Annotated in this window: 10 protein-coding genes; 9 read left to right on the forward strand and 1 reads right to left on the reverse strand. The window is 60.2% G+C overall.

All coding sequences use genetic code 11. The annotated features are described in order from the left end of the window. Nucleotides 1-89 precede the first annotated feature (89 nt). The 8 genes from QD461_RS09735 (at nt 90) to QD461_RS09770 (ending at nt 8,957) form a co-directional block, all read left to right on the forward strand. Nucleotides 90-890, forward strand: coding sequence for a 6-phosphogluconolactonase (locus QD461_RS09735; protein ID WP_414087552.1), 801 nt, complete (start codon nt 90-92; stop codon nt 888-890). After that, complete coding sequence (locus QD461_RS09740; protein WP_414087553.1) at nt 887-2,050, forward strand: N-acetylglucosamine-6-phosphate deacetylase; 1,164 nt, start codon at nt 887-889, stop codon at nt 2,048-2,050. Before QD461_RS09735 ends, QD461_RS09740 begins: the two co-directional genes overlap by 4 nt. 2 nt (nt 2,051-2,052) lie before the next feature. Next, a complete protein-coding gene (locus QD461_RS09745; protein WP_414087554.1) occupies nt 2,053-3,129 on the forward strand; it encodes an ABC transporter ATP-binding protein in 1,077 nt (358 codons plus the stop codon). Nucleotides 3,130-3,171: 42 nt separating this feature from the next. Then, a complete protein-coding gene (locus tag QD461_RS09750; RefSeq protein ID WP_414087555.1) occupies nt 3,172-4,440 on the forward strand; it encodes an ABC transporter substrate-binding protein in 1,269 nt (422 codons plus the stop codon). Between the two features lie 65 nt (nt 4,441-4,505). Further along, nucleotides 4,506-5,396, forward strand: a complete 891-nt coding sequence (locus QD461_RS09755) for a carbohydrate ABC transporter permease (RefSeq protein WP_414087556.1) — start codon at nt 4,506-4,508, stop codon at nt 5,394-5,396. Then, entirely contained in the window at nt 5,393-6,247 is an 855-nt protein-coding gene (locus QD461_RS09760) for a carbohydrate ABC transporter permease (RefSeq protein ID WP_414087557.1), read from the forward strand. Before QD461_RS09755 ends, QD461_RS09760 begins: the two co-directional genes overlap by 4 nt. Nucleotides 6,248-6,312: 65 nt before the next feature. Beyond that, the gene (gene uxuA / locus QD461_RS09765) at nt 6,313-7,533 is read left to right on the forward strand and encodes a mannonate dehydratase (protein ID WP_414087657.1); all 1,221 of its coding nucleotides are present in this window, start codon (nt 6,313-6,315) and stop codon (nt 7,531-7,533) included. After that, on the forward strand, nt 7,530-8,957 hold the full coding sequence (locus QD461_RS09770) for a mannitol dehydrogenase family protein (protein WP_414087558.1): 1,428 nt from the start codon (nt 7,530-7,532) through the stop codon (nt 8,955-8,957). The genes uxuA and QD461_RS09770 overlap by 4 nt, the downstream gene beginning before the upstream one ends. 57 nt (nt 8,958-9,014) lie before the next feature. On the opposite strand, the gene QD461_RS09775 is transcribed toward QD461_RS09770, so the two are convergent. Further along, on the reverse strand, nt 9,015-10,424 hold the full coding sequence (locus QD461_RS09775; protein WP_414087559.1) for a helix-turn-helix domain-containing protein: 1,410 nt from the start codon (nt 10,422-10,424) through the stop codon (nt 9,015-9,017). Nucleotides 10,425-10,539: 115 nt separating this feature from the next. On the opposite strand from QD461_RS09775, the gene QD461_RS09780 reads away from it, so the two are divergent. Further along, nucleotides 10,540-12,072, forward strand: a complete 1,533-nt coding sequence (locus QD461_RS09780; protein ID WP_414087560.1) for an acyl-CoA carboxylase subunit beta — start codon at nt 10,540-10,542, stop codon at nt 12,070-12,072. Nucleotides 12,073-12,083: the final 11 nt, after the last annotated feature.

Genomic DNA, 12,083 nt, shown 5'->3' on the forward strand with positions numbered 1-12,083 from the left:
ATTATCGCATCAATCCCATACCAATAATCTTAGAATGTCGATATCTGTCCTATTGACTTATGCAATCGGTTGCAAATAACTTGGAGGCAATGACACAGGGAGCACAGCAAATGCCGCTTGCATGGCAAACAGATCGTCTCGCCACCCAAAGCTATTCGTCCCGCGACGAGATGGCGGAAGCGGCAAGCCGCGATTTGGCCGAGGCCCTGCGCGGCCTTCTGGCTACAAAGACGCGCGTCAGCGTCATGTTCGCTGCTGCTCCGAGCCAGCAGGATACACTCGCGCTTTTGCGCAATGCGGCAGATATTGACTGGAGCCGAATCGCGGCCTTTCACATGGATGAATATATCGGCCTCGATATTGGTCATCAGGCGCGTTTCGCCAATTGGCTGGATCGCCACCTCTTCACCCTGGTTCCGTTCGAGAAAATCCACCGTATCGAACCCCATCGCTTTTCCTCGCCGGAGGCCTGTGCGGCCGACTATGCCGGAAGGCTTGCGGAAGAGCCGCTCGATCTCGTCTGTCTCGGCGTCGGCATGAACGGACATCTTGCCTTCAACGACCCGCCTGACGCCCGCTTCGAGGATCGGCAGAGCGTGAAGGTGGTCACGCTTGCGCAGGACTGCCGCATTCAGCAGGTGGAGGACGAGTGTTTCGCAAGTCTGGCCGATGTGCCGCAACAGGCGATTACCGTCACCATCCCGGCTCTGCTGTCGGCTGGGCGAATGATTTCCGTCGTCCCCGGTGCGCTGAAGAAAGCCGCCGTCACGCGGATGCTGACAGGGCCGATTGCGGAGGATTGCCCGGCCAGCATTTTGCGGCGGCATCCACAAGCGGTGCTCTATCTCGATGAAGCTTCCACGCCCGACGTCTTTCGGAGAGCGGCATGATCGTCGGGCGGCACGCGATATCAGGAGACATCCTTGAGCTGACCGTGAGCGACGGCCGGATTGCTGCCGTCAAAGAGCTGGATGGCGCGACCGGTGAAGACCTTCCCTGGCTGGCGCCTGGTCTGGTCGATCTGCAGGTCAACGGATGGGGCGGTCATGACTTCAACAGTGCCGATATCGATGAAGAAACGGTTTACGCCGTTGCAAGAGGATTGCGCGAACAGGGTGTCAGAGCCTTTCTGCCGACCGTGATCACGGCTTCCCAAGAGACGATCTGCAATGCGCTTTCCGTCATTGCCGGTGCGCGCCGGAAGCATGCCTGGCTCGCCGGCATGATACCCGGCATCCATGTCGAGGGGCCGTTCATCTCGCCGCAAGACGGCGCGCGTGGTGCGCATCCGCGTGATCATGTCCGCGAACCCTCATGCGAGGAGTTCGACCAGTGGCGGAAGGCATCCGGCAACCTGGTGAAGTTGGTAACGCTCTGCCCGGCTACGGAAGGTGCGGATGCCTTCATTCGTCACGCCCGTGCTAGAGGATGCCTCGTCTCCATCGGGCATTCCGCGGCCGACACGGCTGACATCGCCATGGCTGCGCAAGCCGGTGCAGGCTTCAGCACGCATCTCGGTAACGGCATTGCCTCGACACTGCCCCGTCACCCCAATCTCCTATGGGCGCAACTCGCAAATTCGAGGCTGCAGGCGATGTTCATCGCCGATGGCCATCATGTCGATCGCGAAACTCTGACCGCGATGATGAGGGCTAAAGGCGTGGAGCGGTCGATGCTCGTCAGCGATATGGTTGCGCTCGCCGGCATGGCGCCTGGCCGCTATCGCCAGCCGATCGGTGGCGACGTTGAGCTGTCGGCTGATGGACGTCTGGCGATGGTGGGAATGGCGACCCTTGCAGGCGCGGCGACGCCGCTTGCCGACGGCGTGGCTCTGGCAGCAAGCCTTGAGGGCTTCAGCCTCGGCGATGCGGTCACCATGGCGGCGGTCAACCCGGCGAGAGCGCTTGGTCTGGAAACGGGCTTCGTCGAGGGCGCGGCAGCGGATTTCATTGCTTTCCATTGGGCGCCGGGAGATCGCCACCTGCGCCTGTGTGAAACGACATTGGCAGCGGGCCTTCCCGCTTCGCCCAAGAAGACATCGGGGAAATAAAAATGGCACGCGTGGAAATCCGCAAACTGCATAAACACTACGGCGACTTTCATGCGTTGCGCGACCTCGAAATCACCATGGAGGATGGTGAGTTCGTCGTGCTCGTCGGCCCCTCTGGCTGCGGCAAGTCAACCTTGCTGCGCATGATCGCCGGGTTGGAGGACGTCTCCGACGGAGAAATCCTGATCGACGGCCGTGTGATCAACGAGGTCGATTCCAAGGACCGCGATATCGCAATGGTCTTCCAGAACTATGCGCTCTATCCGCACATGACCGTTCACGACAATATGGCTTTCTCTATGAAGCTGCGTCGGGCTCCGGCGGATCAGATCCGCAAGGAGGTGGAGGCCGCCGCTGCTACCCTCGGCTTGAGCGATCATCTCAAGCGCTATCCGAAGCAGCTTTCCGGCGGGCAGCGCCAGCGTGTCGCCATGGGGCGGGCGATCGTGCGCAAGCCGAAAGTCTTCCTGTTCGATGAGCCGCTGTCCAATCTCGATGCCAAGCTGCGCGTGAAGATGCGCTCCGAGATCAGGTCGCTGCATCGCCGCCTCGGCAATACGATGATCTATGTGACCCACGATCAAGTGGAAGCGCTGACCATGGCGGACAGGATCGTCGTCATGCAGGGCGGAGTCGTCGAACAGATCGGCTCGCCGCTGGAACTCTACGATCGTCCGGTCAATGTTTTTGTTGCCGGCTTCATCGGCTCCCCGTCGATGAATATCCTGGCGGGTAGCATTACGGGATCTGCCTTCATTACGCGGGACGGCACCGCCATCCCTCTTCCGCAAAACTTGCCCCACGCCGCCGGAGAGTTGCTGCTCGGTATTCGCCCTGAGGCACTGGTTCTTTGCGATCCTGCCGATCCGTCCGCCGTGACGGCGAGGCTTGTTTCGGTCGAGCCGACCGGCGCGGAAAGCCATGTGAGCCTTACACTTGGCGGCGAGGAAATCGTCGCGGTCATTCGGGAGCGCCTGGCCGACAAGCCCGGTACAGCGCTGAGTTTGAAACTCTTGGCCGCCGGCGCACATCTGTTCGACAAGGCAACCGGCGCAAGGGTGCCGGACAATATCCCATAATAATCGACCACGAAGGTCCAATTCGTGAAGAGGAGAACTGAAATGGCATCGCACTTTTTGAAGACAGTCTCGCTCGCCGCAATGCTCGCCGGTCTTGCCAGCTCGGTACAGGCTGAGACATTGACCCTTTGGGGCGGCTCTCCCGAGCTTGAGCCTTTTTACAATCACGTCGCGGCAGAGATGAAGGCGGCTCATCCGGATTTCGAACTGAAGGTGGAAACCATCAGCCTGCGGGAGCATGAGAAGCGGCTTGCTTTCGCGTTGCCGGCAGGCTCGGCGGCCGACATCGTCGAAATGCAGTCGGAGGCGCCGCGATACGTACAGTCGGGGCTGCTGGCGCCGGCACCGGAGGCGATCAATGTTTTCGTGAAGGACCCTAAGAACTTCAGCCCGGTCTACATTGCGGCCGTTTCTGACAGCGAACATGTCTATGGCGTGCCGCTCTATCACGGCCAATCGGCGCTCTACTACAACACGGAGAAATTCGCCAAAGCCGGGCTTTTCGGCCCGCCGAAGACGGCGGACGACTATTCGCAATATGCGGCGAAGCTGACCGAGCGCGATGCCTCGGGCAATCCCACCATCAGCGGCTGGTCGTTGCGCCTGTCAGGCGGCGGCCAGGGGATCAGCGAGAAGTTCTGGATCAATCTACACCAGTTCGGTGGCAAGCTCGTCGAGAAGGATGGCGAGGGATGGAAAGCGGCTGTTGCAAACGAGGCCGGCCGCAAGGCTCTCAAGCAATATCTGGATCAGCTTTTTGTCGCCAAGACTGTCAGCCCGCAGATGAAGGCCGATGCCGAGGCTTTCGAACTGGGGCAGACGGCGATGTTCATTCGCGAATCCTGGGTCATCGGCGATATCGCCAAGAAGGCGCCTAGTCTGAAATACGCGACCGCGCCGCTGCCGACGGGGTCTCTGGTCGTGCCGGCATCGCTGTTCGTTCCTGCTGATAACGACAAGAGCAAGCTTGCCTGGGAATTCGTGCAGAAGACCAACGCGCCGGAAAATCTCCAATGGCTTCTGGACAATGTCGGCTGGTTGCCTTCGCGCAGCAATGTCGATTTCTCCGCGATCATCGCCAAGAAGCCGGTTCTCGAAGCTTTCGTCGCGCCGCCGGTCGATTACACCTATTTCAGCCTGCCGCCGATTGCACCATCCAGTGAAATCCTGACCCGATTTGCCGCCCGCCTCGAAGCTGCTTTCGCCAATCCGGCCCTGGCGAAGGATGACGCCGCCATCGATGCCATGCTCAAGGAAGCCAGCGGCGAGATCGACAACATCCTGAAGCGCGAAGGTCTTCTGGCGCAATAGCGCCGGCAGAGGCAGAGAAGAGAGGGGATGGGACGCTCCCGTCCCCGCAAGGGAAGGACTGTCTGATGAAAAAGCGCAGACAATTGGGGTTTGTGATAAGCGCGCTGGCGGCGCCGCTAACGCTCTTCGTTTTGGTCAGAGTCATGCCCATTTTCGAGACGCTGCGGCTCAGCCTGTTCAAATGGGATATCATTTCCAAAAACAAGCCGTTCATCGGCCTTGCGAACTTCCAGGAGCTTGCTGGCGATCCGTTGTTTCTGGAAGCGCTGCGCAACACCACGATCATTGCCTTCGGGGTATTGGCTCTGACGATCCCCTTGGCACTTGGACTAGCGGCGCTCATCCAGCACCGCTTTGGCAGCGCGCTCTCCGGCTTCTATGAAACCAGCCTGTTTATACCGCATATCGTCTCGCTCGTTCCTGCCGCCATGGCCTGGAAATGGGTATTCGACGCGCAGTTGGGGCCGCTCAATGCCTTTCTCGGGATCTTCGGCATCCCGGCGCAGGCGTGGCTTTTTCATCCCGCCTGGTCAATCGTTTGCATCATCGTGCTCTGCTCGTGGCAGGCGCTCGGCTACGCAGTGCTGATCTTCCTGATCGGGCTGCGCAATATTTCCACCTCGCTCTATGAGGCCGCAAGGTTGGATGGCGCCACGGCGTGGGAGTGCTTCCGCTATATTTCCATACCACAATTGAGACCCGTTACGCTCTATGTCTCGGTGGTCACAATGATTGCGGCTTTCAACATCTACGGTCAGGCCTTCGTGCTTGCTTCCGATTCACAAGGGGCGCCAGGTAAGCTGGTGCGGGTGCTGGTGCTCGATATGCTCGAAAACAGCTTCCGCAACTATCGCGTCGGCTACGCTGCCGCCGAGGCCGTCGTTCTCCTTGCCATCGTTTTGCTCCTGACGGCCGGTCAATTCGTTTTCTTTCGTGACAAGGCAGCACGTCGATGAGCATGACCCCAAGTAAGAAGAGCCGGGAACGATATTCCGGTTCCAAATTCGCCATCGATTGCGTCCTGACCGTTTTCGGCATCCTGATGGTTTTGCCGCTGATCATGCTCACGGCGAACGCCTTCAAGACACCGGCCGAATTGCTGGCATGGCCGCCGCGCCTGATCCCGCAATCGCCAACGCTCGACAATTTTTCCTCGGTTCTGACCGACACGCCATTGCTGACATGGATGGGCAACAGCCTTGCATTTGCAGCGATCTCCACGATGGCGATCGTCCTGACATCATCGATCACGGGCTATGTGCTGGCGAAGTTCCGCTTTCCCGGCGTCAATCTCATCTTTGTCGGGGTGCTGGCGACCGCCATCGTTCCCTTCGAAGTCTATATGATTCCGCTCTATCTCGGTGTGAAGCAGCTGGGCCTGCTGAACTCGATCGGCGGCCTCCTGGCCGGGTACCTAGTGATGAGCTTCGGCATATTCCTCATTCGGCAATATGCCCTGACATCGATTCCCGACGAATTGCTGGAAGCCGCACGCATGGACGGCGCCGGCGAATGGTGGATTTTCTTTCGCATCGTGTTGCCGCTGATGCGCGGTCCGATCGGAACGCTGACCGTCCTTGCTTTCTTCCAGGCGTGGACCACATTCGCCTGGCCCATGATCGTCAACACGGCGCGAGACAAATATGTCCTAGAGGTCGGGCTGGCCCTGTTCCAGACCGGGTTCACCGTCGATCTTGGCCGCCTTAGCGCCGCCGCCGCTCTGTCGCTCATTCCGAGCGTCATCTTCTTCGGCACGATGCGGCGCAATTTCGTCAAAGGTGTCGCGACGAGCGGCATGAAGGAATAGGCTCGGTAAGACTTCGATTCTCCCACTTTGCCAAACAACATATGCACTGAAGAAAGGGACAGATGATGCGGCAGACTTGGCGTTGGTTCGGCCCGTCCGATCCGGTATCGATCGACGACATGTTACAGGCGGGTGTTGAAGGCGTCGTCACAGCACTTCATCATCGCGCCCCCGGCGAGGTGTGGACGTCGGAGGATATTGCCGCCCGTCAGCGCGAAATCTCGGTCATGAGCGATGGCAGCGCGTCAGGATTGAGCTGGGATGTGGTCGAAAGCCTGCCGGTTTCCGAGGACGTCAAGCGCCAGAGCGGGCCTTGGCGGGAGCATATCGGCAGCTGGAAGACGAGCCTTCGCCATCTCGCCGATGCCGGGGTGCAGACCATCTGCTACAATTTCATGCCGGTCCTCGACTGGACGCGGACCGATCTTGCCTATCGCCTGAAGAATGGTGCGACGTGCATGCGTTTCGATGCGGTGGATTTCGCCGCTTTCGATCTGTTCCTACTGCAACGCCCAGCGGCGCGGGAGGAACTTGAGCCGGAGGTCGGCGAGGCCGCGCAGCGCCGCTTTTCCGAAATGGATGATGAGCGCAAGCGCCAGCTCGTCGCCAACATCGTCTCCGGCCTGCCGGGTGCCGCGATCCACATGACGATCGACGAGGTGAAGGATCATCTCGCGCAATATAACGGTCTGTCCGCTGAAAAGCTGAAGGCGCACCTCATCGATTTCCTGGGCGAAGTCGCACCGCTTGCGCAGGAGCTGGGGATGCGGCTTTGCTGCCATCCGGACGATCCGCCGTTCCCGCTGCTGGGGCTGCCGCGCATCATGTCGACCGAAGCCGACTACCGCGCCATGGTCGAAGCTGTCGATATTCCGGCCAATGGCGTCACGCTTTGCACCGGCTCGCTTGGTGCCCGGCGCGACAACGACCTGCCGGGCATGATGGCAAGGCTCGGCGACCGCGTTCATTTCCTGCATCTGCGCAACGTCGCGCTGGAAGACAATCAGCATGGCGGCTCGTTCCACGAGGCGGCGCACCTCGAAGGCAATACCGACATGGTGGCGGTGATTGCCGCCGCGCTTGCCGAAGAGACGAGACGGAAAGGGCAGGGCCGTAAAGACTGGCAGATTCCTTTCCGCCCTGATCACGGCCAGAATATCCTCGACGACCACATCAGGCAGACGCGCCCCGGCTATCCGGCGATCGGCCGCCTCAAGGGACTTGCGGAACTGCGCGGCATCATGACAGCCCTGTCGCATCCGATTGTTGCCGGCGGCAAGATATGAGCAGGCTGAGCGCTGCAAGTGTACCGTTGCCGCACAGGGCGGCCAAATGGCCTGCCTATAGGCCGCAGGACCATGGCGCCGGCATAGTTCATCTCGGTATCGGCAACTTCGCCCGCGCCCACCTGTTGTCCTATACGGACAATGCGCTTGCAGCCCATGGCGGTGACTGGCGGGTCGTTGGCGCATCATTGCGCGGCTCACCGTTTGCCGGCCTTCTGGAGCCTCAGGACTATCGTTATACCCTTGTGGAAAGAGGCGTGGAAACGAAGGCTTCCGTCATCGGCGCTCTTCATTCCGTGGTTTCCGGAGGAGAGCGCATTCCAGACGTGCTCGCGTTGATGGCCTCCCCCGCATGCCGGATCGTCAGCCTGACCGTGACGGAAAAGGGTTATGGCTTGACCGGCACGGGAAAGCTCGACACGTCTCATCCCGACATCGCGCGGGATCTTGGCCGGCCGCAATCGCCGCAGGGAGTGATCGGCTTAATCGTCGCCGCGTTGGCATTGCGGCAGCAGAAAGGGCTTCCCGCCTTCACCGTCCTTAGCTGCGACAATCTTCCTCAAAACGGCCGCCGACTGAGGGAGGCGGTGCTGGAGCTTGCCGCGCTCGTGCACGATCCATCGCTCGTCCGCTTTATTGAGGCCCATGCAGGCTTTCCCTCTGGTGTCGTTGACCGCATCACGCCCATTCCGGGTCAAGAGGTGTTCGTGCTAGCACGGGCAGAGACCGGTTATGATGACCTGGCGGCCATTGAAACCGAGCCGTTCCGCCAGTGGATATTGGAGGACAGCTTCTGCGTCGGCCGTCCCGCCTGGGAAGCGGCAGGCGCACTCTTCGTGCCCGATATAACAGACTATGAGCGCATGAAGCTATGGATACTGAACGGCACCCATTCGCTGATCGCTTATTGCGGCTGTCTCTACGAAAAGAAGTATGTCCGGGACGTTATGGCCGATGGCCGCCTGAAGGACCTGGTGGCGCGGCATCTCTCGGCGGCTTCGAGCGCGATCGGGCAGCTAGGCATCGATCTTGACGCCTATGTCGGAAAGCTGAAGGCGCGTTTCTCCAATCCTGCGATTGCCCATGCGACGGCGCAGATTGCGATGGACGGCACGCAGAAGCTGCCGCAACGAATAACTGCTCCTGCCTTCGCCGCGTTGAAGCGCGGAACGGACTTCGAGCCGTTCGCCTTTGCGATCGCAGTCTGGATCGCCTATGTGGAGCGCTGGGCAAAGGGTCTAGCGGCCTATGAAGTCAGCGACCCGCAAAGTGCGGTCCTGCGCGAAGCGCTATCGAAGCCGTCGAGCGAGATGGATCTCCTGCGGGCGGCCAGTGCGGCTTGCCCGCATGTTCTTCCAGCCGAGCTGCTGGACGGAAAGTTCGGCGCCGCCTTGCTGCGGCACATCGGAACCGTGCGAGCTTGAGCTCCATTGGAAGCCGCGGGGATGCAGCGTTGCTGTTTCCTGCGGCCGAGCTTGGTCTCACGACAGCTGATAGGGCGTCGTCTCTCGGACATTGTGATCGACGGAGATGCTGCGGCGCAAAGGCGGAACGGCCCGGCTGGCACAATTGTTTCGCTCGCATATGCGACAGGATATGCCGATTGGTTCGAAGGCGGATTTGTCGGTGACATTGAGATCGTCGGCATAGACGAAGGCGCTCGCATAGGAGATCTCGCAGCCCAGCGCCAGCGCATGGCTGGACCGTTGTGTGCGAAACCCGCCAACGCCCTTGCTCACATGCGTGGCAAGACAGAGATAGCGGACGCCATCCGGCGTTTCGGCGAGTTGGCGGATGAAGCGGCCCGGTGTCTCGAAGGCCTGGTGAGCGTTCCAGAGCGGACAGGCGGCTCCGAAGCGTGCGAATTGCAGCTTGGTGGCGCTGTGGCGCTTGGTAATGTTGCCGGCGCGGTCGATGCGGGCAAAGAAGATCGGTATCCCTTTCATGCCCGGGCGCTGCAGGGTCGATAGCCGATGGCAGCCCTGCTCCAGCGACGTGCCGAAGCGGGCGGCGAGCAGTTCGATGTCGTGCCTAAGGTCGCGGGCGGTTTTCAGAAAACTTTGATAGGGCATGAGAAGCGCGCCGGCGAAATAATTGTGCAGGCCGATGCGGCAGACCTCGCTGGCCTCTTCGCTACGGAAGCCTGCCTGGCGAACGATGCTTTCCACGACCTCGCTGGCGTAGAGTTGCGCGGTTTGTACCGCCATCTGGAACGTGCGGGTTTCGGCCGGGGCATAGGGATTGAGGGTCAGCACCCGTCCCGCCGGATCGTAGCGGCGGACCGCATTCATGGCCGACGGCCCGTGTATGACGCGAACGCTGAATTGACTGTCCAGATAGTCCGTCAGGATCGGCTGGCCATCTCCGCCTTGCAGCCCGAGCTTGCCTGCGAGCGCTTCGGCCATGGTGTCGAGTTCCTGCACATAGTTGTCGACATAGTGAAAGAAGTCGCGCACCTCGTCATAGGGCGTCGCTTCAAGGGCTGCAGCGCGGCCGAGCCTGTCGTCCAGGCTGGCAAGCTGTTCGCTATTGCGCCGATAGGCCTGATGACAGCTGACCAATGCGCGGGCAAATCCCGGCGCATTCTGCGCGATCAGTTTCAGCTCCTGCAAGGTCGGCGAATAGGATTCGAACAAGGGATCGCCGAGTGCTTCGGTGAGTGCCGACATAAGTCGATCGGTCTCGCCGGTGGAGAGTTCCGCAATGTCGAGACCATATTTGTCGGCCAAGGCAAGCAGGACGGCGGCCGATACGGGGCGCTGATTGTTCTCGATCTGGTTGAGATAGCTCAACGAGATGCCGAGACGTTCGGCAAACTGGCTTTGTGTCGCATCATGTTCCAGACGCAGCTCCCGGACTTTTCGCCCGATGAAGAGTTTCCCGATGGCCATCTTCGCAACTTCGCAATTGTTAATTTGAATTTTTATAAGTCCGCATATCTGCGCGTTCAATGATTTTCTCGTCGCCGGACCCTCGCTATGACTTCGGCATATCGAGGGAGGCATCATGCAGACGATATTGGATCAGCTCGAAGCACGCCGCGCCGAGGCGCGGCAGGGTGGTGGCGAGCGCAGAATCGCGGCCCAGCATGGAAAGGGCAAGCTGACTGCGCGCGAGCGCATCGAAGTGCTTCTCGATGAAGACTCCTTCGAAGAATACGACATGTACGTCACTCACCGCGCGACTGATTTCGGTATGGCGGAGCAGAAGATCGCGGGTGACGGCGTCGTGACCGGATGGGGAACGATCAATGGCCGCCAGGTCTATATCTTCTCCCAGGATTTCACCGTGCTCGGTGGCTCCCTGTCGGAGACCCACGCGCAAAAGATATGCAAGATCATGGACATGGCGATGCGGAACGGCGCGCCGGTCATCGGCCTCAACGATTCCGGTGGCGCGCGCATTCAGGAAGGCGTGGATTCGCTTGCCGGCTATGCCGAGGTGTTCAAGCGCAACGTCGAGGCCTCCGGCGTCGTGCCGCAGATTTCCGTCATCATGGGACCATGCGCGGGCGGTGCTGTCTATTCGCCGGCCATGACGGATTTCATCTTCATGGTGCGGGATTCCTCCTACATGTTCGTCACCGGCCCCGACGTGGTGAAGACGGTAACGAACGAGATCGTCACGGCGGAAGAGCTTGGCGGCGCACGCACCCACACCTCGAAATCCTCGGTGGCCGACGGCGCCTTCGACGATGATATTGATACGCTCGAACATGTCAGGCTGCTCTTCGACTTCCTGCCGCTGAACAATCGCGAGAAACCACCGGTAAGGCCATTCCACGACGACCCGGCGCGGCTGGAAAATCGGCTCGACACGCTGATACCCGATAGCTCGAACAAGCCCTACGACATGAAGGAACTGATCCACGCCCTTGCCGACGAGGTTGAATTCTTCGAGCTGCAGACCGCTTTTGCGCGCAACATCATCACCGGCTTCATGCGCATGGAAGGACAGACGGTTGGTGTCGTTGCCAATCAGCCGATGGTGCTGGCCGGCTGCCTGGACATCGACTCCTCGCGCAAGGCTGCGCGTTTCGTTCGCTTTTGCGACGCCTTCAATATTCCGATCCTGACCTTGGTCGACGTGCCCGGCTTTCTTCCCGGCACGGCGCAGGAATATGGCGGGGTGATCAAGCATGGTGCCAAGCTCTTGTTTGCCTATTCCCAGGCCACGGTGCCGATGGTGACGCTGATCACGCGCAAAGCCTATGGCGGCGCGTATGACGTGATGGCGTCGAAGCATATCGGTGCGGATGTGAACTACGCTTGGCCGAGCGCTGAAATCGCCGTCATGGGCGCCAAGGGCGCGACGGAAATCCTCCATCGAGCCGATTTGGCCGATCCGGAAAAAATTGCCGCGCGAACCCGCGAATACGAGGAGCGCTTCGCCAATCCCTTCGTCGCTGCCGAGCGCGGCTTCATTGACGAAGTCATCATGCCGCATTCGTCCCGTCGTCGCATCGCCCGTGCCTTCGCCTCGCTTCGCAACAAGCAGGTGGACGCGCGCTGGAAGAAGCACGACACGATACCTCTCTGACAGGCCATTCC

The sequence above is a fragment of the Rhizobium sp. BR 314 genome (genome assembly GCF_047445805.1).
Classification (GTDB): Bacteria; Pseudomonadota; Alphaproteobacteria; order Rhizobiales; family Rhizobiaceae; genus Rhizobium; species Rhizobium lusitanum_B.

Coding starts and splice junctions, on each gene's coding strand:
- QD461_RS09735 (WP_414087552.1), top strand. CDS start 90: ATGACACAGGGAGCACAGCAAATGCCGCTTGCATGGCAAACAGATCGT.
- QD461_RS09740 (WP_414087553.1), top strand. CDS start 887: ATGATCGTCGGGCGGCACGCGATATCAGGAGACATCCTTGAGCTGACC.
- QD461_RS09745 (WP_414087554.1), top strand. CDS start 2,053: ATGGCACGCGTGGAAATCCGCAAACTGCATAAACACTACGGCGACTTT.
- QD461_RS09750 (WP_414087555.1), top strand. CDS start 3,172: ATGGCATCGCACTTTTTGAAGACAGTCTCGCTCGCCGCAATGCTCGCC.
- QD461_RS09755 (WP_414087556.1), top strand. CDS start 4,506: ATGAAAAAGCGCAGACAATTGGGGTTTGTGATAAGCGCGCTGGCGGCG.
- QD461_RS09760 (WP_414087557.1), top strand. CDS start 5,393: ATGAGCATGACCCCAAGTAAGAAGAGCCGGGAACGATATTCCGGTTCC.
- uxuA (WP_414087657.1), top strand. CDS start 6,313: ATGCGGCAGACTTGGCGTTGGTTCGGCCCGTCCGATCCGGTATCGATC.
- QD461_RS09770 (WP_414087558.1), top strand. CDS start 7,530: ATGAGCAGGCTGAGCGCTGCAAGTGTACCGTTGCCGCACAGGGCGGCC.
- QD461_RS09775 (WP_414087559.1), bottom strand. CDS start 10,424: ATGGCCATCGGGAAACTCTTCATCGGGCGAAAAGTCCGGGAGCTGCGT.
- QD461_RS09780 (WP_414087560.1), top strand. CDS start 10,540: ATGCAGACGATATTGGATCAGCTCGAAGCACGCCGCGCCGAGGCGCGG.